We start from the raw sequence: 23,760 nt of genomic DNA, 5'->3' as shown, positions 1-23,760 counted from the left end.
CAGTCCGGGGCAGTTCGGTTAACGTTCGCTGACTTGCTCGTCACCCTCCCTGGGTGCTTTCCAGCCAAGCAGCTGTTGCTTGAAGCCATAACTGGCGGTTTGGTAATAGGTCATCGCACGGCTGATCAACGGGTCGTCACCGGTCACCCGGGATTCACGACTCTCGGTCAGCGCATCGTCATGTCGGCGCAGGCCCTGGCGCGGACTGAGGATCGCCAGGTCCTTGCCGTCGAACAGGCCCAGATGCTGGTAATTGCCCAGGACGACGCGCGGTGGCAGCGGGTTGTCCTGGAGCAGGTTACGCCCGAAGAACGTCGACTGGTAATCCAGGTTCAGCAACCCGAGCAGGGTCGGCGCAAGATCGATCTGACTGGCGAGCTGGTTGCTTTCCCGTGGTTCGATGAGCTTGGGTGCATAGATGAACAGCGGGATCTGGTAGTTACTGATCGGCAGGTCTTCCTTGCCGGCGCTGCCGGCCGTGTGGTCGGCGACGAAGACGAAGATCGTGTTATCGAACCACGGTTTTTGCCGGGCCTGTTCCAGGAACTGGCCGATGGCGTAATCGGTGTACTTGACCGCCCCGTCACGACCGTTGCCGGACTTGATGTCGATGCGGTTGTCCGGATAGGTATAGGGACGGTGGTTAGAGGTGGTCATCAACTGCAACAGAAAGGGCTGGCGCCGGGCGTAATTGGCATCTGCCAGTTTCAAGGTTTGTGTGTACAGATCCTCATCGGCCATGCCCCAAGCATTCTTGAAGTGGATCTCGGACTCATCGACGCTGGTTTGATCGACGACACGATAGCCGTTGCCGCTGAAAAAGGCATTCATGTTATCGAAGTAGCCACGCCCACCGTAGACGAAGACGCTGTCGTAGCCGACCGCGCTCAGTTGCTGGCCCAGGCTGGCAAAGCCGCTTTCGCGGCCGATGCGCTTGACGATCGAACGCCCTGGGGTGGGTGGAATCGCCAGGGTGATGGCCTCTAGGCCGCGGTCGGTGCGGGTGCCGGTGGCGTAGAAGTTGTTGAAGTACAGGCTGTGCTTGCGCAGGGCATCCAGATTCGGTGTGAGGTTGCGGTTATCGCCATTGCTGCCCAGGTATTTGGCGCTAAGGCTTTCGATGGTCACCAGCACGATGTTCGGTGTGCGGGGCTGACCGGGGTTGTCGATGATTCGCCGGATATCCAGAGGGTCTTGTGCGATGAACTGTGAACCGGGTTCGTTCAGTTCCGCGCGAATCTGCTGGGCCGCAGTCGCCGCAGGCAGGTGGCTGTAGAACTGTTCGTAGTCCAGTTCGTTGTTGCGAAACGCCGCGAAAAACTGGTAGGGGCCATTGCTTGCCAACTCGTTTCGATAGGCATTGCCACCCTGGGCACGCGGTGTGTCCTGGCTGAGCCCTTGCAAGCTCAAGCCGGCGATCACCAGCAGGGCCAATGCGTTGAACAATCGCCCGCGCAAGGGCGGCAAGGGGGCGTCCAACGCGGCCTTGAGCGATTTGCGCAAGACCAGGCTCAAGCCCAGGGCGAGCACGGCGAGTACCGACAGCAACGTGCCGATCGGGTACGACTCCAGCACGTTGTTGAGCACCTCATCGGAATAGACCAGGTAATCCACGGCGATAAAGTTGAAGCGCACGCCGAACTCATCCCAGAACAGCCATTCGGCCACCGAGGTGAACAACATGACGAATATGCTGACCGTCAGCAGTCCCTGGAGAAACCAGTGATGAGCGCGACGGCGCCACAGGGAGGGCGGGCAGAGCAAAAGGTACAAGCCCATCGGTAGGATCGCATAGGCGAGAAAACCCAGGTCATACAGCAGGCCAACGCCGAATATGGAAAACGCACCACCTCCGGCCTCATCCAGGTGGGTCAGCAACAAAACGATTCGGGTCAGGAGAAACACCACCAGCCATGTACTGGCGATCAGCAGCAGATAGCGCATGGGCGCCATTTTAATAAAGTCCATTTACTACATTCCTTATATATCAATCCGATAGCGCGAGAGTCTTGCTCCTTCACTGTAGTCAGGTTGTGAATCGATAGTGAAAAACTCATTATTAATTTCATTGCGCCAAGAGCGTTGACTTACACCGCGTCCAGCCCTAGCCCTGAGTGGCTATTGGCCGTAAGCTGCGCGGGCCAAGACGGCCGTTCCCCGTATACGCAGAGGTGCCCATGCGAATTCTATTGGTCGAAGACAACCGCGACATCCTGGCCAACCTGGCCGACTACCTGGGGCTCAAGGGCTACACCGTCGATTGTGCCCAGGACGGTCTGTCGGGGTTGCACCTGGCGGCGACCGAGCACTACGACCTGATCGTGCTCGACATCATGCTGCCGGGCATCGACGGCTACACCTTGTGCAAGCGCCTGCGTGAAGACGCCCGCCGTGACACGCCGGTGATCATGCTCACCGCCCGGGACCAGTTGGACGATCGCCTGCAAGGCTTCAAGTCCGGGGCCGACGATTACCTGATCAAGCCTTTTGCCCTGTCGGAACTGGCGGCGCGGATCGAGGCGGTCATGCGCCGGGCCCAGGGTGGCGGAAGGCGGGCGTTGCAGGTCGGTGACCTGAGCTACGACCTCGACACCCTGGAAGTGACCCGCGAAGGCAAGCTGCTCAAGCTCAACCCGGTCGGCCTGAAGCTGCTGGCGGTGCTGATGCAGAAAAGCCCCCATGTGTTGCGCCGGGAAATCCTCGAAGAAGCGCTCTGGGGCGATGATTGTCCGGACAGCGACAGCCTGCGCAGTCATGTCCATCAACTGCGCCAGGTGATCGACAAACCGTTCGAAAAACCCTTGCTGCACACTGTGCACGGCGTCGGTTATCGCTTGGCCGAGGGCCGCGATGGAGTTTAAGCAAAGCCTTGCCCAGCGGATCATCATCGCCTTTGCGTTGATGAGCGCATTGGTGGCAGGGGCGTTCGCCATGGGGATCGTGGCGACGGTCCACCTGGTTGAAGAAAAACTGATTTCCGCCGGGCTCGGTGGCGACCTGCAGCGCCTGTTGTTGATGGACAGCGTCTCGGACTGGAACCATCGCCCGGAACCCGACCAGTTGTTCTATTTCAGCGGCGGCCCCGGGGATTTCGAGCTGCCCAAGGACCTGCGCCATCTGGAGCGCGGGTTCCACGAAGTGTTTCGCGAACAGCTGTCCTATCACGCCATGGTCGAGATCGTGGACGGCCGCCACTACGTCCTGCTCCAGGACCAGAGCGACTTCGAAGAGCGCGAACGGGTGCTGTTCGCCGTGGTGCTGGTGGGCTTTGTGCTCAGCCTGGCGCTGGCGGTGTTCCTGGGGTGGGTCCTGGCCCGTCGGGTGATGGCGCCCGTGGTGCGCCTGGCCCGGCAAGTGCGGCACCGCGACCAGTTGCTTGGTCTGGCCCCACCGCTGGCGCCGGATTACGCGGCCGATGAAGTGGGCGAACTGGCCGTGGCGTTCGACGCCACGCTGGGCCAGCTGCGCCAGGCCCTGACCCGCGAGCGTTTGTTCACCAGTGATGTGAGCCACGAGTTGCGTACGCCGTTGATGGTCCTGGCGACCTCGTGCGAACTGTTGCTGGAAAACCCGGCGCTGGATCAGCGCGGTCGCACCCAGGTCGAGCGGATCAACCGCGCCAGTGAGGAAATGCGAGAGTTGGTCCAGACCTTCCTGATGCTCGCCAGGGCTCGGCGCGAAGACAACGGCATGTCACCTCGGGCGACCCTCGCGCAGGTGGCCGAGAACCTTCTCGGGGTGTGGCGCGCGCCCATCGAATCCAAGGGCCTGACGCTGATCTTCGAACCGGGGCAGACCCTTGAGACGCTCTACAACGCCACCTTCCTGACCGCCGTGATGGGAAATCTGCTGCGCAATGCCCTGCACTACACCGACCAGGGGTTTATCCGTCTTTCGCTGACCGCCACCGGTTTCGTGGTGGAAGACAGCGGCGTGGGCATCCCCGAAGAGAAGCGCGAAGCGATGTTCGAGCCGTTCGTGCGCGGTAACGAGCAGCGCGGCGAGGGCCTGGGGCTGGGGCTGTCGCTGGTGCAGCGGATCTGCGAAAACCAGGGCTGGACCGTGAGCCTCAGCACGATGGAGCCTAACGGCTGCCGTTTTGAAGTGCAGTTGAACCCGACGGGATAAGTGGGCTTGTGGACAAATCTTGTAACTATTGGTGGCATCAACATGACTTTGTTTTCACAAAGAGATGACATGCCGATTCATAAGGTGGGGCCCATCTGTAATGGAGGCCCCCTCAATGTCCAAACCCATCAAGCTGGATTTTTCCGAGAAATACGACGAGCAGCATGCTCGCAAATATTTCCATAAGCATCGCAGCGGCATAAGTCGTCGCCTGTCCAACCAGCGGGATCAACAGCTGGCTCGCCGAGCGTTGGCGCTTGTCGGCGATCCGGGGCTGGTGTTGGACCTGCCTTGCGGTGCCGGGCGTTTCTGGCCTTTGCTGGCCGAAAAACCGAACCGGGTGATCATTGGCGCCGACAATTCCGAGGCCATGCTCAAGACGGCCATGACATCTCAACCGGCCGATGTGGTGAAACGGGTACAACCCTTGCACACATCTGCGTTCGACATTGCCTTGCCTGATAACGCCGTCGACAGCATTTTTTGCATGCGGCTGCTGCACCACATCGGTGAATCCGCGCACCGCCTGGCGATCCTCAAGGAATTCGAGCGGGTCAGCCGCGACAGCGTGATTGTTTCATTGTGGGTCGACGGTAATTTCAAGGCCTGGAAACGCAAGCGCCAGGAACGCACCCGTGGGCAGAAAGACTACCAAAATCGATTTGTGTTACCGGTTGCTACAGTAGAAGAGGAATTTCGCCAGGCCGGGTTCCGTATTCAGGAACGACTGGATTTCCTACCGCTCTATGCCATGTGGCGAGTTTACGTATTACGCAAGAGGTAAAAGCATGGTTGTGCAGGTAGCAGAGGCATCAGGTATCCCCCGCGACAGCTTCGATTATTTTTGGAGCTTGCAGGGTGAGTGGGTGGAGGAGCCCAACGTACGACGCGGCGGCGAAAGCGGCGTACAACGGATCACCAGCAAGGACGGCGAGTTGCTGTATGCCAAGCGCCAGACCGGGCACATCTATCGCAGTTGGCTGCACCCGTTCGGGCGTCCGACGGTATTGCGCGAGCAGGACGCGCTCCTGGCGTTGCCTCGACTCAATGTCCGGGTGCCCGAGCTGGTGTTCTGTGGAGCCCAGCCGGACCCCGAGCATAAATGGCGGGCGTTATTGGTGACCCGTGCGCTCGAAGGTTTCGAGGAGATCGAACACTGGTATGCCGGTGGCGGTCGCGAGCGTCATGGCGAAGCGGTGCATGACCAGATCCTCCAGGAACTGGCCGGGAACCTGGCCCGCATGCACAGGGGGCGTTGGCAACACAGCTGCATCTACATCAAGCATGTCTTCGTGCGCGTGACTGGGGAGGGCGAGGCGGCCAAACCTGAAGTGGCGCTGCTGGATCTGGAGAAGTGCCGCCGGCGCATGACGGCCCGGCAGGCGGCCTCCCATGACATGAAGCAGTTGCGGCGCCATTCGTCGTTCAGCGACGCCGACTGGAAAAAACTCGTCTACTTTTACGAGACGGCGTTTGGCAGCGCTATCAAAGGTTTATAGCGATGAAACTAGAAATTGCTAGAGGTGTGTTTTTAGTTGGAGCCTTGGCAGTTGCGTCGATGGCGGTGGCTGTGTGGGAGCAGCCACGCTCGCAGATCCTCAACGTTTCCAAGGTGGATGCGCAGTGCCCTTTGCCACGGGTGGCAAAGGTCAGCGAAGTGACCCGGCCGGACAATGATCTGCTGCTGTTCATGTTCAGTCTTTCCCAAGGGATGAGGCCGCAGAGTTGAGGATGATGACGTCTAGATAAAGGCCTCGCATATGCGAGGCCTTTATCTTTGGGCGTTTGATTTTCAACCGTGACGGCTGGATCTGTGGCGAGGGAGCTTGCTCCCGTTCGGCTGCGAAGCCGTTGCCGTGGGGAGACCGTTGGTCGGAGGGGACCGCTTCGCGCTCCAGCGGGAGCAAGCTCCCTCGCCACAAGAGCCAAAGCCAAAGCCAAAGCCAAAGCCAAAGCCAAAGCCAAGAGCTAGAGGCCCCAGCGCAAAAGATCAGAGACTGGCGTGTTCTCGGTTCTTGTCCGGTTTGGCCAGCAGCGTGTAGACGCAGGGCAGCACGAACAGGGTGAACAAGGTGCCAATCGACATCCCGGTGGCGATGACCGTGCCGATGTCGAAGCGGCTCACCGCCCCGGCGCCTGTCGCGAGGATGAGCGGTACCATGCCGAATACCATTGCCGCGGTGGTCATCAACACCGGCCGTAGACGGATCGAGGCGGCCTGTTCCACGGCTTCCCTTGGGCTCAGGCCCTGTTCCTTGCGCAACTGGTTGGCGAACTCGACGATCAGGATGCCGTGCTTGCTGATCAGGCCGATCAGCGTCACCAGGCCCACCTGGGTGTAGATGTTCATGCTTGACCAGCCCAGGAAGAGCGGAATCAAGGCGCCGCAAATCGACAGAGGCACCGTCACCAGGATCACCAGCGGGTCGCGGAAGCTTTCGAACTGGGCGGCCAGCACCAGGAAGATGATCGCCAGGGCCAGGCCAAAGGTGACCCACAGGGCGCTGCCTTCCTGTACGAACTGTCGCGAAGCCCCGGCGTAATCGAAGGCGAACCCTGCCGGCGCTTCTTCCCGGGCGATCTGGCGGACCGTCTCGATGGCTTCACCCATGCTCACGACGGGAAAGCCCGAGATCGTGACCGCATTGAGCTGCTGGAACTGGTTCAACTGCCGTGGCCGTGCCCGGTCGCTGACCTTGATCAGGGTCGACAGCGGCAGCAGTTCGCCCTGGGTGTTCTTCACGTAGTAGTTGTTCAGCCAGTCGGGGTTGTCGCGAAACGGCCGTTCAACCTGGGCGATGACCTTGTAGCTGCGTCCTTCGAGGGTGAAGCGGTTGATCTCGGCTTCCCCCAGCAGGGTCGCGAGGGTGCCGCCCAGGTCCTGCATCGAGACGCCCATCTGGGCCGCCTTGGCGCGATCGATATCGACCACGACTTCAGGTTTGTCGAACGCCAGGTCGATGTCCATGAAGGCGAACTTGCCGGACGCCATCGCGCGGTTCTTCACCCGTTCGGCGATTTGCAGCAGGGTGGCGTAATCCTTCGGAGAGTTGATGACGAAGGCGAATGGCAGGCCTTCGCCGGTGCCCGGCAGCGATGGCAGGTTGAAGCCGAAGATCTGCAAGCCGGGGATGCTTTCGAGCTTGGCCTGGACCTCGGGCAGGATTTCCATCTGGGTGCGGCTGCGCTCGTTCCAGGGCTTGAGCAGGAAGCCGCCGATGCCGGATTGCACGCCGTTGTAGCCGTTGATCTGGAACGAGGAGTAGTACTCGGGGAATTCCTTGAAGATCGTGATGAAGTGATCGGTGTAGGCGTTCAGGTAGTCGAGGTTGGTCGTCTTCGGGGAGTTGGCCATCATGAAGATGATGCCCTGGTCCTCGTCGGGGGCCAGTTCGGACTTGGTGAACATGATCAGCACCGGGATCAGGAGCAGGATGATCACGGCGAACACCAGCACCACCGGGCGCGCATCGAGGGTGCCATGGAGCATGCGCTGGTAGCGGCCCTTCAGGCGTTCGAAGACCATGTCGAGGCGGTGGGCCAACCCCGTGGGGTTTTCGTCGTGGCGCAGCAGCATGGCGCACATCATGGGCGACAGCGTCAGGGCGACGATCCCGGAAATCACCACCGCCCCGGCCAGGGTGAGGGCGAACTCCTTGAACAAGGCCCCCGTCAGCCCTTCGAGCAGGCCGATCGGCGCATACACCGCCGCCAGGGTGATGGTCATCGAGACCACCGGCATGGCGATTTCCCGTGCACCTTCCAATGCGGCGTCGAAGGGGCTCTTGCCTTCCTCGATGTGCCGGTGGATGTTTTCCACCACCACAATGGCATCGTCCACCACCAGGCCGATGGCAAGCACCATGGCCAGCAGCGTCAGCAGGTTCATCGAGTAGCCCATCAACTGCATGAAGAACATCACGCCGATCATCGACAGCGGGATGGTCACCACCGGGATCAGCACCGAGCGCAGGGCGCCCAGGAACAGGAACACCACGACGATGACGATCAGCACCGCCTCGAACAGGGTCTTCACCACTTCGTCGATGGAGGCCTGGATGAACAGGGTGGCGTCGTAGGCGATCTCGGCCTTGAGGTTGGTCGGTAGCTGGGCCTCCAGCTCCGGCATGAGCTTGCGCACCTCCTTGATCACGTCCAGCGGGTTCGCGCCAGGCGTGGCCTTGATCCCGATGTACACCGACGGCGTACCGCCGAAGGAGCTGATGGTGTCGTAGTTCTCGGCGCCCATTTCCACCCGCGCCACATCCCGCAGCAACACGCGGCTGTCGCCCTCGGTCTTGAGTGGGATCGCGGCGAAGGCCTCGGCGGACTTGAGTTCGGTGTTGGCGTTGATGCTGGTGACCACGTACTCGCCTTTTACCTCGCCGGCGGCGGAGAGGAAGTTCTGCTGGCGCACGGCATTGGTCACGTCGGTGGCGGTCAGGCCGAAACCGGCGAGCTTGACGGGATCGAGCCACAGGCGCATGGCGAAGACCTGGTTGCCGAGGATCTCGGCTTCGGCCATGCCCGGCAACGTCGCCAGCTTGGGCTGGATCACCCGTGACAGGTAGTCGGTGATCTGCGGGTTGTTCAGTTCCTTGCTGAAGAAGCTGATGTACATCAGCGCGGAGGCGTCGGCGGCCTCACGGCTGAGTACCGGGTCCTCAGCGTCCTGGGGTAACTGGTTCTTGACCTCGTTGGCCTTGGCCAGCAGTTCGGTGAAGAGCCGGTCGCTGTTGGAACCGATGCGGGCGTAGACCGAGATCACCGAGAAGTTCTGGCGACTGACCGAGGTCATGTAGTCGATGCCTTCGGCACTGGCCAGGCTTTGCTGCATCGGCTGGGTGATGTAGCCCTGGATGGTCTCGGCGTTGGCCCCGGGGTAGGCGGTGGTCACCGTGATCAGGGCGTTTTCCATCTGCGGGTACTGGCGCAAGGGCAACTTGCTCCAGGCCTGGAAGCCCAGCAGCACGATCAACAGGCTGACCACGGTGGCGAGCACCGGGCGGCGGATGAACGGATCGGTAAAAGCCATGGGAATTCCTTGATCAGTCCGCGCGCGGCGGGCTGTTCTGTTCGGTCAGGGTCTTGTCGTCGCCGATGGCGATGGTCGTACCGTTGTCGAGCTTGATCTGGCCGGCGATCACGACCTGTTCACCGCTCTGCACGCCCTTGGAAACCAGGACCTTTCCATCACGGCGCTCACCGGTCTCGACGAAGCGCCGCTCGGCGATCAGCACCGGCTGGTCCTTGTCATCCTTCTCGACGCTGCCGTCGGCGGCCTTCTTTTGCGTGACCACGTACATGGAGTTGCCATAGAGGGTGTAGGTCACGGCGCTTTCCGGCACGACGACAGCATTGGCCACCTCCGGCAGGATCACCTGCAGGTCGGCGAACATGCCCGGCAGCAGCTTGCCATCGGGGTTGGCCAGGGTCGCGCGCACCAGCACATTGCGGGTGCTGTCCTCGACCTTGGGGTTGATCGCGCTGATGGCGCCGACGAAGGTTTGCCCGGGATAGGCCGCTACGGTGACATTGACCGGCTGGGCAACGGCAAGCCTGGGCACCGTTTGCTCGGGCACGTAGAAATCCACATACAGGCTGCTGAGGTCTTGCAGGGTGGCGATGACCGTGCCGCTGGCCAGATAGTCGCCGACGTCCACCCGGCGAATGCCGATGGTGCCGTTGAAGGGCGCGAGGATCTGTTTCTTGGCCAGCGAGGCCTTGAGTTGATTGACCGTGGCCTGGTTCTTTTTCATTTGCGCCGAGAGTCGGTCGAACTCGCCCTTGGAAATCGCCTGGCTGCCGACCAGTTGTCGGCCGCGTCCGAAGTCCAGTTGCGACAGGCCTAGATCGGCCTCGGCGGTTTGCAGCAAGGCACTTTCGACGTCGCTGTCGAGTTGCAGGAGCGGTTGGCCGACCTTGACCTTCTGCCCGGACTGGAACAGCACCTTCTGCACGGTCCCGGAATTTTCCAGGCTCAGGTCGACGCCTTGCAAGGCCTTTAGGCTGCCGACGGCGGGCAGGCGGGCCTGCCAGGGCTGCTCGGTAGCCGTGGCCACGGCCACGCTGACCGGTGGTTTCGGCGCAGAAAACATCTGGATCTGCTGGTAGACGGAGAAGGCCTTGTAGCCGGCCAGCAACAGCACCACCAGCAGGACAACACCCAACATGATCAGCATGCGGCGTCGCAGCATGTTCCACTTCCTTGGAAAGAACCGAGAGAAAAGATAATCAGGCGGGCACATTACTCCGAGTGCGGCGGGGTTTCCAGACGGACATGGGCGCTGTGTCGTGTGGGATTATTCCTGGATTTACGGGCGCTTGGCGCCCGTAAGCTGCACATTGGCTTCAGACCAGATGCAAATGGTTGTCCCAGAGCCCTGCGGGCAGATCCAATGGCTTTGCAACCAGTTGTGTCTGCCGACAATCGTAGTAGCGGCAACGCCCCTGACCCGACGTGACGACGAAACCGTCGGCCACGGCGCCCACGCCCGCGCAGTCTGGCAGGGGGGCATCCAGGCGCGCTTCACCGGTGTCCAGGTCCCAGATGAAGAAGCGGTTGCCACGGGGTGCGGTCAGGGCTACCAGGCGCAGCTCGCTGTGCACGGCGACACTGGCGGTGTAGTGCCCCATCGCCTGCAATTGCTGCTCGGGCACCGGGAAGGCCTGGAACGGCTCGCCCGGTCGCTTGATCGCCACCAGTTGCGAAGACTCGTGGGCATCGCCCATGAACTGCTGGCCGGAAACGATGGTGCCGTCGCTGGCGATGCCCAGGTGCCTCACGCTGTTCATCGACTGGGGCAGGGTTTCCTTGCTTAGCAGCGTGCCGTCACGCTGCATCAGCACCAGGCTCGGTTCCATGGCATCGAGGTTCATCTCGACCCGGCTCTCGGCTTCGGTCCGGATGCCACCGTTCGCCACCACCAGGGTCTCGCCGTCGGGCATCCAGGACACCTGGTGCGGGCCGATGCCGTGGGTGGAGATTTCGCCGCTGTGGACCAGCCGTTCGCCTTCGAATCGGTACACGCCCAACAGGCCGCGCCCCGGATCGCGGGTATCGTTCTCGGTGGCGTACAACCACTCGCCGCCGCGGTGGATCACTGCGTGACCATAGAAATGCCGGTCGGGCAGCGAGGTGACGGTTTGCAGCAGCGTACCGTCGCGCAGGTCGATCAGGTAGCTTTCGGTGCCTGGGCGACGGGCGACGAACAAGGCGATCGGCCGGGTGGGGTGGTTGATGATGTCGTGGCAGCGCTGGCCGACCTGGGTGGCGAACGCCCGACTGCCGTCCAGTCGATAGCCCACGGCGTAATGCCGGCCATCACCATCGTCCCGCGCCGAAAGCAGCAGCGGTTGCTTGTCCTTTTGCTTGAACAGCGTCCAGCCACCCAGGGTAACGGCGCCGAGCAGCAAGCTGCCCAGGGCCAGGGCCTGACGTCGAAGCATGATCAGTCACCGTCGTTGGCGTTGAAGCCCAGTTGAACGCCCAACGCCTTGGCCAGTTCGCCTTCGTGCAGGCGGTGGACGACGTTGAGGCTGTCGTACAAATCGTTGAGTTGCTGGCGCCCGGCGTCGTCGTTGAGCATTTCGGTCAGCGAACGCTGGCTGCTGGCGAACAGTTTCAGTGAGGCATCGTAGGCGGCATCGATCTTGTCGGCCAGTGGCTTCTGTTCGCTGGGCAGCAGCCCGCGCAGGCCCTTGTTATCTACACCCGCCCAGACAGTCCGGGCCGCGCTCAAGCTCGCTTCCAGGCCTTGCAACGACGACTGGCTGCGCCAGGCGTCAGCCTGGAACGGTTGCGGCACGCCTTTGCTCTGGCGGCCCATCGGCGTGCCGAGTTTTTTCTTCAGGGTGTCGAGGGCGGTGACCTGGACCCGCAGCAGATCGGCGATGGCTTCATGGGAGTCGGCGTAGCGCTGGTTCGGGAACTTGCTCATCTGGGCGAGCATGCCGTCGTTGGTGTTCCAGCGTGACAGGATCTCTTCGGCCAGCTGTTTCTGGCGTTCGCCGATGGCGATCAGCAAGGGGCAGTACTTGGCCTTTTGCGCGGCGTCGGCCATGTCGATCTTGGCGTCGAACAGCAGGTACTCGTAGGCCGACAGGCCCTGGACCACGACGCTGGACTTGGCCAGGCCGGCGGCGTCGATCTGCGGTTCGCTGTTGATCAGTTGCTCGACCTGACGGCCCACCAGGTTTTTCTTGTCCGGCCAGAACTGGACCTGCCAGGCACGGTTGCCTTCGGCCAGCGGGCCGATCAGCAGCGGTTGCAACTCGGCCCAGGCTTTCTGGGCCTTGAGGAAGTCGGCGCGGGCGGTTTCCAGAGTTTCCTTGCCTTGGCAAAACGCCAGGGCACTGCTCGCCAACTGCCGGTCGGCGTCGACCCAGCGGCTGTAGGTCGGCAGGATCACTTGCTTGGCGATGGCCGCCGAGGTGACCGCTTGCGGGTCCTGGGGCGAGCAGGCGCCGAGGGCCAGGGCGGCGAGGCTGGTGAACAACAGCTTGGGACGGAACATGTCGGGCTCCCGTGGTCGGAGAATACGTTTAAAGGGAATTCAGGAAGGCCAGCAACGCGGCGCGTTGCCCGGCATCGAACGATAGAACCTGGCGCTGCGCCGCTTGTGCTTCGCCGCCATGCCACAGCACGGCTTCGAGCAGGTTGCGGGCGCGCCCGTCATGCAGGAACTGGGTATGGCCGTTGACGGTTTCGGTCAGGCCGATTCCCCACAACGGCGGGGTGCGCCAGTCGCGGCCACCGGCCTTGAATTCGCTTCGGTTGTCAGCCAGGCCCTCACCCATGTCGTGCAACAGCAAGTCGGTGTAGGGGCGGATGACCTGGTTGGCCAGCTCCGGCTCGGCCGCATTGGCGGACGTGGTGTATTTGGGCGTGTGGCAGGACTGGCAGCCGGCCTGGAAAAACAGATTCTTGCCCGCCAGCACGTCGGGCGAATTCACCTCGCGGCGGGCCGGAACGGCAAGATTGCGGCTGTAGAACAGCACCAGCCGAAGGATGTTGTCGCTGACCTCCGGCTCGCCGTCCGGGCCGTTGCCATTGGGCGCGCGCCGGCAGTCGACCTGGGTTTCGGTGCAGTCGTCGAAGGGACGCAGGCGGGTGGTCAGGCCCATGTCGCCCGAGAAGGCGTGGACATTCTGCTGGTTGAGGTTGGGTTGCCCGGCCTTCCAGCCGAATCGCCCCAGAACGGTTTTCTGCTGGGCATCGTCCCAGACCTGGTTGGGGCGGCCCGCGATGCCGTTCTTCGCCTGCGCTTGGGCCTGGGCGTTCGCCAGGATGGCTTGCTCGGGGATGGCCTCCAGCAACCCAAGGCCGATCATCGGCGGTGCGACGCGGGCGGAGAAACGCGTGTCCGGGTGCATCGGCCCGTAGCCGAGCTGGGTGATCTGCAGGGTGGGCTTGCGCAGTTCGACCAGGGTGCCGTCCTTGAAGCGTACCGGGACGGGGCTGTAGTCGACCCGCACCTTGCCTTCGGGCACCACGCCGGGCACGGACATGTCCTGCAACTGGCCGCCATAGACCGGTTCGGGCACCACCCCCAACTGTTCGATGACCTTGGCGTAGGGCGGCGCGTCGGGAATCGACAGGCGCACCAGCATGGACACCGCCGTGGTGGCGTCCGGCGCGGGTGGATGACCGCGACCGTCCTTGATGTGGCAGTTCTGGCAGGCGTTGGTGTTGAACAACGGCCCGAGGCCATCGCGGGCGGTGGTGGTCGACGGGGCGATCACCCAGGGGCTACGGAAGAAGCTGTTGCCGACGCTGAAATCCACGCGCCTCGACGGCGGCAGGTTGGCCGAGGGCAGGGAGAAGGCGTTCTGGTCGGTCTTGCGGACCGTCGCTGCGCCACCGGACCGCGCTTCACCGGGCTCGGCCTGGGTAAAACGCGGGGCATCGTCGCAGGCACTCAGGCCCAGGGCCATGAACAGTGCGCATAGACGAAGAGGCAACGACGGCATCGGGCAACCTGGGAGATGAATGAAACGAGGGCGCAGAGTCTAACAGGGCGGGGCAGTTTGAATAAGAGGGATTATCGTTTGGTTCAGTGCGACGGACACGGTTTCATGTGGGAGCGGGCTTGCTCGCGAAATCGGTGGGTCAGGTTGCGTGGATGCTGGCTGCGCTGGTGTCTTCGCGAGCGAGCCCGCTCCCACAGGGCGCCGCGTTCGCCGCAGGCCCTGTGTGGAGCAGCGTAGCCAATCGCTTAAGGCTGAACGACCGCGCCGGGCACCAATGGCAGCTCCAGGCTGGCGATGAAGCCGCCCCCAGGATGATTGGCCAGCACCAGCGCGCCACCGTGACGCTCGGCGGCGCGGCGGGCGATGGCCAGGCCCAGGCCGTGGCCGGCGGCGGTCTGCCCGGGCGCGCGGTAGAACGGTTCGCCCAACTGGCCCAGGTGTTCGGCTTCCACCCCCGGCCCATGGTCACGCACGCTGATGATGATCCGCTCCCCCTGGCGCAGCGCGCGCATTTCGATCGGCTGGCCGACGGGGTTGAAGCGCTGGGCGTTGCGCAGCAGGTTGTCCACGGCCCGTTCGATCATGGTCGGCCAGCCCTTGAGGTTCAGGTTCGGCTCAGCGTTCAACTGCACGCTTTGTTCTGTCGACGCCAACTGCGCATCTTTTTGCAGGTTGACCAACAGGCTGTTCAGCTCGATGTCCTCGGCGCTGGCGTTGTCGGCATCGACCCGGGCCAGGACCAGGATTTCACTGATCAGCGCTTCCAGGCGGTCGCATTCGCGGGTCAGGCGCGGCCAGAGTTTTTCGCGCTCCTCGGGGCTTGCCCGTTCCGCCAGCGCCAGGGCAATGCGCAGTCGCGCCAGGGGCGAACGCAACTCGTGGGATACGTCGCGCAACAGTTGCCGCTGGCTGCCGATCAGGCTTTGCAAGCGGGCCCCCATGCGGTTGAAGTCGGTGGCCAGCACGCCGAACTCGTCTCGCCGGGCGGCCAGCTTGGCCAGGCTGTTCTGTTGGTAGGTGGCCTGGCCGAGGTCGTGCACTGCGCCCCGCAGGCGGCTCAATGGGCGAGTGATGGAGAGCGTCACCAGCAGGCTGAACAAGGTCAGCACCACCAGCGCGATTCCCAGGGCACTGAGGGGCCAGAGCAGGCTTCCACGGTGCCAGGCATCCAGTTCGGGGTGGGGAATGCGATAGATGAACAGGTACGTGTCGCCGCTCTTGGCGCTGGTGAATTCGTCGGTCAGCCGCCGCCAGGGCAGGCGCCGGTCGTCGTTGTTCTGCCGGGCCTCGAACGCCGCGGCGCGACGCGGGAAGGTGCCGCGCACCACCGGGTCGCCGCTTTCGTTGAGCACCTGGACGTCGATGTGGTACTGGCGCTTGCGCTGTTGCAGGATCTCCTGCGCGGCGTCCTCGCCCTGGCTTTCATAGGTTTGCGTCCATTCTTCGGCCAGGGTGTTGAGCCCCGGGTGGCGACTGAGGATCCATGCGTCCTGGTTCAGCATGTGGCCCATGAGAATAGACAGCCCGGCAACCAGGGCGATGGCCAGCCAGAAACTGGCCAGGATGCGCCAGAACAATGAACGCACGGTAAATCCTCGAAAACAAAGAAAGCCCAACGGCGGTTTGCCGTTGGGCTGGATGACTTCAGCGCATTATTGCGCTTTTTGCGGCTGTTGCGCTTTCCAGGCCTTGAATTCGGCCCATTCGGCGCGACGCTCGGCCTGTTTCTTCTGGATCGCGTCGAACTCTTTCTGTTGTTCAGGCTTGAGCAGCCCGCGGATCTGGGCGTCGACTTTTTCATGCCGGGCCGCCATTTCGTCCTGCATGGCCTTCTGATCGGCGGGCGACAACTTGGCCAGGTACTTTTCTACCAGCTCGCGGCGTTCGTGGCGTTGTTCGTCCATGATCTTGCGGATCTGCTGGCGCTGTTCGCGGCTCAGGTCCAGTTGGCTGTACGGGCCTTTGTCGTGCATCTGGCCACCGTGACGCGGGCCGTCCATCGGGCCCATCGGGCCGGGGCCTTCAGGCATGGCCATGGCAACGGTGGGCAGGGCAGCTGCGAACATCAGAGCGGTAAGGGTCTTGCGCATGGTGTTTCTCCTTGTCTCGTTCCCGGTCAGTTCCGGATGTGTGCAGATTACGCAGAGCAAGGTCAGCGGCGGTCAGGGGGGCGTAAAGCTTGGGTAAAGACGGTTGGGTGCGAGCCTGACAAAACAGGCGATACAAATCCCTGTGGCGAGGGGATTTATCCCCCGCTGGGCTGCGCAGCGGCCCCCTGAGGTCTGCCGGATGTAACCGGGAGTCAGAAAGACTTTGGGGGCGCTTCGCACCCCAGCGGGGATAAATCCCCTCGCCACAAGGGGATCGGTTCAGAGGCTGTAGTAATAGCCTCGGCTGCGCAGCGCCACGATGCGCGGGCGGCCGTCGGGGTGGGGGCCGATTTTCTTGCGCAGGTTGCTGACATGCATGTCGAGGCTGCGATCGTAGAGGGTGAGCTTGCGGCCCAGGGCGATCTGCGCCAGTTCCTGCTTGTCCAGCGGCTCGCCCGGTTGCTTGAGCAAGGCTTCGAGCAGGCGGCTTTCGGAAACGGTGAGGGTCTGTTCCTGTTCGTCGATGCTGACCACGCCGCGTACCGGGCTGAAGGTCAGGTCGCCCAGTTCGATCTGGCTGGACACTGCCGTCGGGTGGCTGCGGCGCAACACGGCGCGCAGGCGGGCGGTGAGTTCACGTGGGTCGCAGGGCTTGGCTAGGTAATCGTCGGCGCCCAGCTCCAGGCCCAGGATGCGGTCCAGCGGTTCGCCCCGGGCCGAGAGCATCACCACCGGCAATTCCGGGTGGTCGTTGCGCAATTGCTTGAGCAGTTCCAGGCCGCTGCCATCGGGCAGCATCACATCCAGCACGACCGCCGCGGGGGAGGCCTCGGCCAGCGCCTTGCGGGCACTCTGGCCATCGTGGCAGGCCCGGACCTGAAAACCTTCCTGGCCCAGCCAGCTCACCAGGAGCTCACACAGCTCCTGGTCATCATCTATCAGTAACAGCTCGCTCATGACTCACTCAATTTAGCCATTGCCGACGTCGTCTGCGTCCACCGCTGGCAAAGATACCGCAGAGCAGGGCCAATAGCGCTACCCCGGCACCAATCACGAACCATTGTTGCTGATCGGTCAGCAGCCGTGGCAGCGGGCTTGCCTGGGCTTCCTTGAGTTGCAGTTTCAGGCGCTGGTTTTCCTGGCGCAACCGGCCCAGCAAGGCACTTTCGCGCTCGCCGTCGGCGTTTTGCAGTTGTTTGCTCAGTTCTTCACGCTGGCGCTCGCTGTCTTTCAAGCGCTGTTGCAGCTCGGCGATCTGGCTACCGGCGCTCAGGGACAAGGGCGCCGAATGACTGCCCTCGGTGCTTTCCTCGCCATGGGCGGGGGCCCCGATCGCCAACGTGACCAACAACAGGCACAACGGACCTTTGCGCATTGCAACTCCTGGATTCCAATCGAGATTAGACAGGTTGTCGGCAGGCAAACGAGAACAATGAGCAATTGAGCGCAATGAGCCGTGCAGGCTCATTGCACCTGGGGGATTTACGGCAGGACTTGCTTGAACGGCTTGACCACGACGCTGGCGTAGACACCGGCCTTCACGAACGGGTCGGCCTCGGCCCAGGCTTGCGCGTCGGCGAGGGAGTCGAACTCGGCCACGGTCAGGCTGCCGGTGAAACCGGCGGCGCCCGGGTCATTGCTGTCTACGGCCGGATGCGGGCCGGCCAGCACGACGCGGCCTTCGGCGGTGAGCTGTTGCAGGCGCTCAAGGTGCGCGGGGCGAGTGGCCAGGCGTTTTTCCAGGGAGTTGGCGACGTCGGTGGCAATGATTGCGTAGAGCATGTCAGTCCTCGGTGTTTGGCGTGGTGGTGTCGGTATCGTGCAAGTGACGGGACAGGTAGATGCCCTGGCCAATCAGGAACAATAGCGTCATGCCCAGGCTGCCGAAGACCTTGAAGTCGACCCAGTAGTCCTGGAATGTGAACGCCACGAACAGGTTGGCGGCCCCGCAGAACAGGAAGAAGGCGATCCAGGCGATGTTCAGCCGGGTCCAGATCACGTCCGGCAGGCTCAGGGCGTGGCCCATGATGCGCTTGATCAGCAGGCGGTCGCCGATGAAGTGGCTGCCGATGAAGGCCAGGGCGAACAGCCAGTTGACCACCGGGGCTTTCCATTTGAGGAAGGTTTCGCTGTGGAAGGCCAGGGTCAGGCTGCCGAACACCAGGCAGGCGATCAGGGTCAGCCACTGGCTCTTTTCCAGCTTGCGCTGGGAGATGAACAGCGCGCCGTAGACCACCAGGGAACTGATGATCAGCACCGCGGTGGCGCTGTAGATACCGCCTACGGTCAAGGATTGACCAGCGATGTCGACGCTGCGCGGATCAAGTTTGTAGACGACGAAAAACAGCAGCAGCGGGATGAAATCGATGAATTGTTTCACAGTGGCAGCCAGGAGCGGGATGTGGCGGCATAATAACAAACATCCTTGGCCGCGATAGGGCCAGCTGATTTGAGGTAACAAACTCTCGTGAATGTTGATTTGCACTGCCATAGCACGGCCTCCGATGGCGCCCTGGCGCCTGCGGTTCTGGTGGCGCGGGCGTTCGAGCACGGCGTGCGAGTCCTGGCCCTAACCGACCACGACACCCTCGAAGGCCTCGATGAGGCCCGCGACGCCGCCACGGCGTTGGGCATGCAACTGGTCAACGGGGTCGAGCTGTCCTGCACCTGGGGCGGGGCGACCATTCACGTGCTGGGCTATGGTTTCGATGTGAATGCGCCAGCGCTGGTCGAGGCCCTTGCGCAACTGCGCGACGGCCGCTGGCTGCGGGCGCAGGAGATCAGCCGCAAGCTCGAGCTCAAGGGCATGCCCGGTGCGCTGGAGGGCGCCCGGCAGATCCAGCAGGAACTGGGCGACAGCGGTAACGCGCCGGCCCGGCCGCACTTTGCCGACTGGATGGTGCGCGAGGGGTTCGTCAAGGATCGCGCCGAGGCGTTTCGCAAATGGCTGGGGGCCGGCAAGCTGGGAGACGTCAAGCAGCATTGGCCGACCCTGGAAGAGACCGTCCAGACCCTGCGAGCGGCGGGTGCCTGGGTCAGCCTGGCGCATCCGTGGCACTATGATTTCACCCGTAGCAAGCGTCGCCGCCTGGTTGCCGACTATATTCAAGCAGGGGGCCATGCCATCGAGGTGGTCAATGGTCACCAACCGGCCGAGCAGGTCGGCAGCCTGGCGATCCTGGCCCGTGAATTCGGTTTGCTGGTGAGCGCCGGAAGTGATTTCCATGGCCCTGGGGGCTGGTCCGAGATCGGCGAATATCGCCCGTTGCCGGAAGATCTGCCACCACTATGGTGTAGATTCAAACATGATCCCGTTACCGCCGCCGTCTGAACAGGTAGAACACGTGAGTCAATTTTTCCAGATTCATCCGGAAAACCCGCAACCGCGCCTGATCAAACAGGCCGTCGAGATCATCCGTAGCGGTGGCGTGGTGGTCTATCCCACCGACTCGGCCTACGCCATCGGTTGCCAGATCGGTGACAAGAACGCCGTCGAACGGGTTCGACGCCTGCGCCAGCTCGACGACAAGCACAACTTTGCGTTGATCTGCAGCGACCTGTCCCAGCTGGGCCTGTTCGCCAAGATCGACACTGGCACCTTCCGCCTGCTCAAGGCCCACCTGCCGGGGCCGTACACCTTCATTCTCAACGCCACGCGGGAAGTGCCGCGGCTGTTGCTGCACCCGAAGAAACGCACCATCGGCCTGCGGGTGCCGAGCCACCCCATTGCCCTGGCGCTGTTGGCCGAGCTGGGCGAGCCGCTGATGAGCGTGACGCTGATCATGCCCGGTGACACCGAGCCGATGACCGACCCCTACGAGATTCGCCAGTTGCTCGAGCACCAGGTCGAGCTGATCATCGACGGTGGCTTCGGCGGCATGAAGGCGTCCACCGTGATCAACCTGGCCGACGGCGAGCCGCAGGTGGTGCGGGTCGGCTGCGGCGATCCGGCCCCGTTCATGGCCGAGGCCTGAATGTCGGCTGTGCAAACCCCTGTGGACAGCGCGGACAGCCAGGCCGGTGCGCAACAGGAGCTGCCGTTCGCCATGGTCTACGGCCAGGCGGTCCTGGAAATGCCCCTGGACCTGTACATTCCGCCGGACGCGCTGGAAGTGTTCCTCGAAGCCTTCGAGGGCCCGCTCGACCTGCTGCTGTACCTGATTCGCAAGCAGAACATCAACATCCTCGACATCCCGGTGGCGGAAATCACCCGCCAGTACATGGGGTATGTCGAGCTGATGCAGTCGGTGCGCCTGGAGTTGGCGGCCGAGTACCTGGTGATGGCGGCCATGCTCGCCGAGATCAAGTCGCGGATGCTGTTGCCGCGTTCGGCCGAGGTCGAGGAAGAAGAGGACGACCCGCGCGCCGAATTGATCCGCCGCTTGCAGGAGTACGAGCGCTTCAAGGTGGCGGCGGAAGGCATCGACGGCTTGAGCCGTGTCGGCCGCGACGTGCTGGTGCCCAAGCTGGATGCCCCTGAGGCCCGGGCGCGCAAGTTGTTGCCGGATGTCAGCCTGGAAGAGCTGCTGATGTCCATGGCCGAGGTCCTGCGCCGAGGCGATATGTTTGAAAGTCACCAGGTCAGCCGCGAAGCGCTGTCCACCCGCGAGCGCATGAGCGACGTGCTGGAGCGGCTTAAAGGCGGCGGCTTCGTGCCGTTCGTCGAGCTGTTCACCGCCGAGGAAGGGCGGCTGGGCGTGGTGGTGACGTTCATGGCGGTGTTGGAATTGGTCAAGGAATCCTTGGTCGAGCTGGTGCAGAATGAGCCGTTCGCAGCGATCCACGTGCGGGCACGAGCCGAATAACGAGCAAATCAATGAATCTGACTGAACCCCGCGAGCTGGCCCCCTTGCTTGAAGCTTTCCTGTTGGCTTCGGGAAAGCCGCAATCGATGGAGCGCCTGTTCGAGCTTTTCGAGGAAGGCGAGCGGCCAGAGCCGGCCGTGTTCAAGAAGGCCCTGGCGCTGCTGGGTAAATCCTGCGAGGGACGGGCCTTCGAGCTCAAGGAAGTGGCGTCCGGCTATCGCCTGCAGATCCGCGAGAAGTTCGCCCCTTGGGTCGGGCGCCTGTGGGAAGAGCGGCCGCAGCGCTATTCCCGGGCCATGCTCGAAACCATGGCGCTGATTGCCTATCGCCAGCCCATCACCCGCGGTGAGATCGAGGATGTGCGGGGGGTGGCGGTCAACAGCCACATCGTCAAGACGCTGCTGGAGCGGGAGTGGATCCGCGTGGTCGGCTATCGCGACGTGCCGGGCAAACCGGCGATGTTCGCCACCACCAAGGCCTTCCTCGATCATTTCAACCTGAAGAACCTGGATGACTTGCCGCCCTTGGCCGAGCTTCGGGAAATCGAGCCTGAGCCGGTGTTGGAGTTCGACGATGCACCTGTGCCCCAGGGCCTGCAGGACCTGGCCGATGCCAGCGCCGAGCCGGAGGAGCCCAAGGAGGAGACCAGTTTCCACTCATTGCTGCTGGAACTGGACACCATGGAGGAGGGCCTGAAGACCGATTTCGACGACCTGCTGCGCGAGGGCCCGGGGCCTGAAGGCGAGACGGATGAGTTGCCTGAGCCTGACAGCGAGTCGGAACCTGAGCCAGAGCCAGAGCCGGAAGAAGACATCCTCGGCGTGGCCGAAGCCCGGGAAAAACTGCTGGCCGCCGTCGCCGCCCTTCAACCGCCGGAACTCGAATTGAGCGACGAAGAAGCCGAAGCCCGCGCCCTGGCTGAAGCGATCGAAAACGAACGGCGCGAGTTCGACGACTGATCCGATTTTTTGGTGATTAGACCTCCGCCATCGCGAGCAAGCTCGCTCCCACAATTGATCTTCAGTGTTCATGGGGTCCGAATACCCACAGAACCCTTGTGGGAGCGAGCTTGCTCGCGATAGCGGTGGGTCAGTCAACGAAGAGGGTGAGGGTAATGACGCTATCGCGAGCAAGCCCGCTCCCACATTGGAGGGTGCGGCGTTATCACCGATCGGCGGAAAACGCGCCGGGCCTGCATTGATCAGCTAGTCTCTGATGCGCAAACGTCTCAACGAGCGTATGATTCGCGACCCTTTGGCGATCCCTTCGCCATGGACCTGTTTTCAACGCGTCAGGCCACGCCTGGCCGACCACACCGGGAGGTGCCCAGAATGAAAGACCAAGACCAGAACGACAGCCAGGAAATCCGTCCAGCCGGCGAGAAACTGCAGAAAGTCCTCGCCCGTATCGGCGTCGGTTCGCGCCGTGACGTGGAAACCTGGATCACTCAGGGCCGCATCAAGGTCAACGGCAAAGACGCCACCTTGGGCCTGCGTGTCGACATGCATGACGCCATCACCATCGATGGCAAGGTGATCAAGCGCGAAGAGGCCGCCGAAACGGTGCGCCGCGTGATCATGTACAACAAGCCCGACGGTGAGATCTGCACCCGTGACGACCCGGAAGGCCGTCCGACCGTGTTCGACAAGATGCCGCGTCCCAAGGAAGGTCGCTGGATCAACATCGGTCGCCTCGACATCAACACCACCGGCTTGCTGATGTTCACCACCGACGGCGAGCTGGCCAACCGCTTGATGCACCCGTCCTACGAAATGGACCGCGAATACGCCGTGCGTGTACGGGGCGAAGTCGATGACGAGATGATCGAGCGCCTGAAGGCCGGCGTCGTGCTGGAAGACGGCCCGGCGCGTTTCACCGACATCAAGCAGGCGCCCGGCGGTGAAGGTTTCAACCATTGGTACCACTGCGTGGTGATGGAAGGCCGTAACCGTGAAGTGCGCCGCTTGTGGGAATCCCAGGGGTTGGTGGTCAGTCGCCTGAAGCGCGTGCGTTTTGGCCCGGTGTTCCTCAACTCCGACCTGCCGATGGGCCGCTGGCGTGAAATGAGCCAGTACGAAGTCGACATCCTGGCCGCCGAAGTGGGCCTCACGCCCGTGGCAATGCCGCAGATGACCGCCAAGAGCAAGGACAAGCTGGAGCGGATGCAGCGCAAGTCCTCGCGGCCGATGGCCAAGACCGAACGCGTGCGCACCCTGCGTCCGCCAGTCGAAGGTGCGGCGCCTGGCCCGCGTCCTTCGCGCGAGCCGCAGATCGAAGGCGAGCGTCCGGCCCGCAAACCGGCGCCTCGCCAGGATGGCGAGCGCGGCCCACGCAGCCCGCGTCCGGCTAACGGTCGGGCCGAGCGCGGCGAAGGCCGCAGTGCTCCGGCAGGTCGTGGCACCCCAGTTGCCGATCGCCCGGCCGACACCAAGCGTCCAGCCAAGCCGGCGCCGAAGAAGCGCCCTGGCATCGCGCTGGTGGACCGTGACGCGCCTTCGGGCAAGCGTCGTGGGGCACCGGCCGGTTCGGGACAGCGTCCAGGCTTCGGGCGCCGCAAGCCCGAGTGAGGCCGCGTTGAGGTTCTAGCTGCAAGCGGCAAGAAAAAACGCCAACCGTTGGGTTGGCGTTTTTTTTGGGTTCGGCTTAAGGGGTGGGGTGCTGATGAAACCGCTTTCGCGGGCAAGCCCGCTCCCACATTGGGGCGGCGGCGTTCAAAGATCTTCCATTCACTGAGATCAACTGTGGGAGCGGGCTTGCCCGCGAAG

At 62.9% G+C, this 23,760-nt stretch carries 22 protein-coding genes; 10 read left to right on the top strand and 12 right to left on the bottom strand.

Features of this window, described 5'->3' with window-relative positions; genetic code table 11:
* Positions 1–18: 18 nt before the first annotated feature.
* On the bottom strand, positions 19–1,968 hold the full coding sequence (locus tag KI241_RS20940) for an LTA synthase family protein (RefSeq protein WP_123578440.1): 1,950 nt from the start codon (positions 1,966–1,968) through the stop codon (positions 19–21).
* A 209-nt stretch (positions 1,969–2,177) separates the two neighbouring features.
* Here KI241_RS20940 and colR point away from each other — a divergent pair, with 209 nt between their 5' ends.
* From colR to KI241_RS20915, 5 genes are all read left to right on the top strand, one after another.
* Positions 2,178–2,861, top strand: a complete 684-nt coding sequence (colR, locus tag KI241_RS20935) for a two-component system response regulator ColR (protein ID WP_024779529.1) — start codon at positions 2,178–2,180, stop codon at positions 2,859–2,861.
* Positions 2,851–4,128: a HAMP domain-containing sensor histidine kinase gene (locus tag KI241_RS20930; protein ID WP_042729369.1), complete on the top strand. Its 1,278-nt coding sequence runs from the start codon at positions 2,851–2,853 to the stop codon at positions 4,126–4,128. The genes colR and KI241_RS20930 overlap by 11 nt, the downstream gene beginning before the upstream one ends.
* 115 nt (positions 4,129–4,243) lie before the next feature.
* Entirely contained in the window at positions 4,244–4,912 is a 669-nt protein-coding gene (locus KI241_RS20925) for a class I SAM-dependent methyltransferase (RefSeq protein WP_123578439.1), read from the top strand.
* 4 nt (positions 4,913–4,916) lie between these two features.
* Positions 4,917–5,627, top strand: a complete 711-nt coding sequence (locus KI241_RS20920) for a lipopolysaccharide kinase InaA family protein (RefSeq protein ID WP_042729371.1) — start codon at positions 4,917–4,919, stop codon at positions 5,625–5,627.
* A gap of 2 nt (positions 5,628–5,629) precedes the next feature.
* Positions 5,630–5,857 (top strand): hypothetical protein, encoded by a 228-nt coding sequence (locus KI241_RS20915; protein WP_042729372.1) that lies wholly within the window; start codon positions 5,630–5,632, stop codon positions 5,855–5,857.
* Between the two features lie 261 nt (positions 5,858–6,118).
* On the opposite strand, the gene KI241_RS20910 is transcribed toward KI241_RS20915, so the two are convergent.
* The 11 genes from KI241_RS20910 to KI241_RS20860 form a co-directional block, all read right to left on the bottom strand.
* Positions 6,119–9,163, bottom strand: a complete 3,045-nt coding sequence (locus KI241_RS20910; RefSeq protein ID WP_047736588.1) for a multidrug efflux RND transporter permease subunit — start codon at positions 9,161–9,163, stop codon at positions 6,119–6,121.
* Positions 9,164–9,176: 13 nt separating this feature from the next.
* Positions 9,177–10,325 carry an efflux RND transporter periplasmic adaptor subunit gene (locus tag KI241_RS20905; RefSeq protein ID WP_042731592.1) on the bottom strand — a complete coding sequence of 383 codons (1,149 nt, stop codon included), beginning with the start codon at positions 10,323–10,325 and terminating at the stop codon, positions 9,177–9,179.
* Positions 10,326–10,479: 154 nt separating this feature from the next.
* On the bottom strand, positions 10,480–11,577 hold the full coding sequence (locus tag KI241_RS20900) for a DUF1513 domain-containing protein (RefSeq protein WP_212802954.1): 1,098 nt from the start codon (positions 11,575–11,577) through the stop codon (positions 10,480–10,482).
* A 2-nt stretch (positions 11,578–11,579) separates the two neighbouring features.
* The gene (locus tag KI241_RS20895) at positions 11,580–12,644 is read right to left on the bottom strand and encodes an imelysin family protein (RefSeq protein ID WP_042731590.1); all 1,065 of its coding nucleotides are present in this window, start codon (positions 12,642–12,644) and stop codon (positions 11,580–11,582) included.
* Between the two features lie 28 nt (positions 12,645–12,672).
* A complete protein-coding gene (locus KI241_RS20890; RefSeq protein ID WP_212802953.1) occupies positions 12,673–14,100 on the bottom strand; it encodes a di-heme oxidoredictase family protein in 1,428 nt (475 codons plus the stop codon).
* A 245-nt stretch (positions 14,101–14,345) separates the two neighbouring features.
* Positions 14,346–15,686 carry a HAMP domain-containing sensor histidine kinase gene (locus KI241_RS20885; RefSeq protein ID WP_042731588.1) on the bottom strand — a complete coding sequence of 447 codons (1,341 nt, stop codon included), beginning with the start codon at positions 15,684–15,686 and terminating at the stop codon, positions 14,346–14,348.
* A gap of 66 nt (positions 15,687–15,752) precedes the next feature.
* Entirely contained in the window at positions 15,753–16,190 is a 438-nt protein-coding gene (locus KI241_RS20880; RefSeq protein WP_212802952.1) for a Spy/CpxP family protein refolding chaperone, read from the bottom strand.
* Between the two features lie 279 nt (positions 16,191–16,469).
* Complete coding sequence (locus KI241_RS20875) at positions 16,470–17,147, bottom strand: response regulator transcription factor (protein WP_042729507.1); 678 nt, start codon at positions 17,145–17,147, stop codon at positions 16,470–16,472.
* A 7-nt stretch (positions 17,148–17,154) separates the two neighbouring features.
* Positions 17,155–17,565 carry a translation initiation factor 2 gene (locus tag KI241_RS20870; RefSeq protein WP_042729506.1) on the bottom strand — a complete coding sequence of 137 codons (411 nt, stop codon included), beginning with the start codon at positions 17,563–17,565 and terminating at the stop codon, positions 17,155–17,157.
* Positions 17,566–17,672: 107 nt separating this feature from the next.
* Positions 17,673–17,972 carry a YciI family protein gene (locus tag KI241_RS20865; protein WP_042729505.1) on the bottom strand — a complete coding sequence of 100 codons (300 nt, stop codon included), beginning with the start codon at positions 17,970–17,972 and terminating at the stop codon, positions 17,673–17,675.
* A 1-nt stretch (position 17,973) separates the two neighbouring features.
* The gene (locus KI241_RS20860) at positions 17,974–18,570 is read right to left on the bottom strand and encodes a septation protein A (RefSeq protein WP_042729504.1); all 597 of its coding nucleotides are present in this window, start codon (positions 18,568–18,570) and stop codon (positions 17,974–17,976) included.
* Between the two features lie 87 nt (positions 18,571–18,657).
* On the opposite strand from KI241_RS20860, the gene KI241_RS20855 reads away from it, so the two are divergent.
* The 5 genes from KI241_RS20855 (at position 18,658) to rluB (ending at position 23,562) form a co-directional block, all read left to right on the top strand.
* Positions 18,658–19,521 (top strand): PHP domain-containing protein, encoded by an 864-nt coding sequence (locus KI241_RS20855; RefSeq protein WP_047736583.1) that lies wholly within the window; start codon positions 18,658–18,660, stop codon positions 19,519–19,521.
* A gap of 13 nt (positions 19,522–19,534) precedes the next feature.
* Positions 19,535–20,164 (top strand): L-threonylcarbamoyladenylate synthase, encoded by a 630-nt coding sequence (locus KI241_RS20850; protein ID WP_042729509.1) that lies wholly within the window; start codon positions 19,535–19,537, stop codon positions 20,162–20,164.
* Between the two features lie 132 nt (positions 20,165–20,296).
* Positions 20,297–20,995, top strand: a complete 699-nt coding sequence (locus KI241_RS20845) for a ScpA family protein (RefSeq protein ID WP_172679738.1) — start codon at positions 20,297–20,299, stop codon at positions 20,993–20,995.
* An 11-nt stretch (positions 20,996–21,006) separates the two neighbouring features.
* Entirely contained in the window at positions 21,007–21,954 is a 948-nt protein-coding gene (gene scpB, locus KI241_RS20840; RefSeq protein WP_047736581.1) for an SMC-Scp complex subunit ScpB, read from the top strand.
* Positions 21,955–22,326: 372 nt separating this feature from the next.
* Positions 22,327–23,562, top strand: a complete 1,236-nt coding sequence (gene rluB / locus KI241_RS20835) for a 23S rRNA pseudouridine(2605) synthase RluB (protein WP_042729500.1) — start codon at positions 22,327–22,329, stop codon at positions 23,560–23,562.
* Positions 23,563–23,760: the final 198 nt, after the last annotated feature.

The organism is Pseudomonas sp. Cab53 (assembly GCF_018325965.1).
Taxonomy (GTDB): domain Bacteria; phylum Pseudomonadota; class Gammaproteobacteria; order Pseudomonadales; family Pseudomonadaceae; genus Aquipseudomonas; species Aquipseudomonas chlororaphis_E.
Note: the sequence above shows the minus strand (reverse complement) of the source record. Positions and strands in the feature narration are given on the sequence as shown.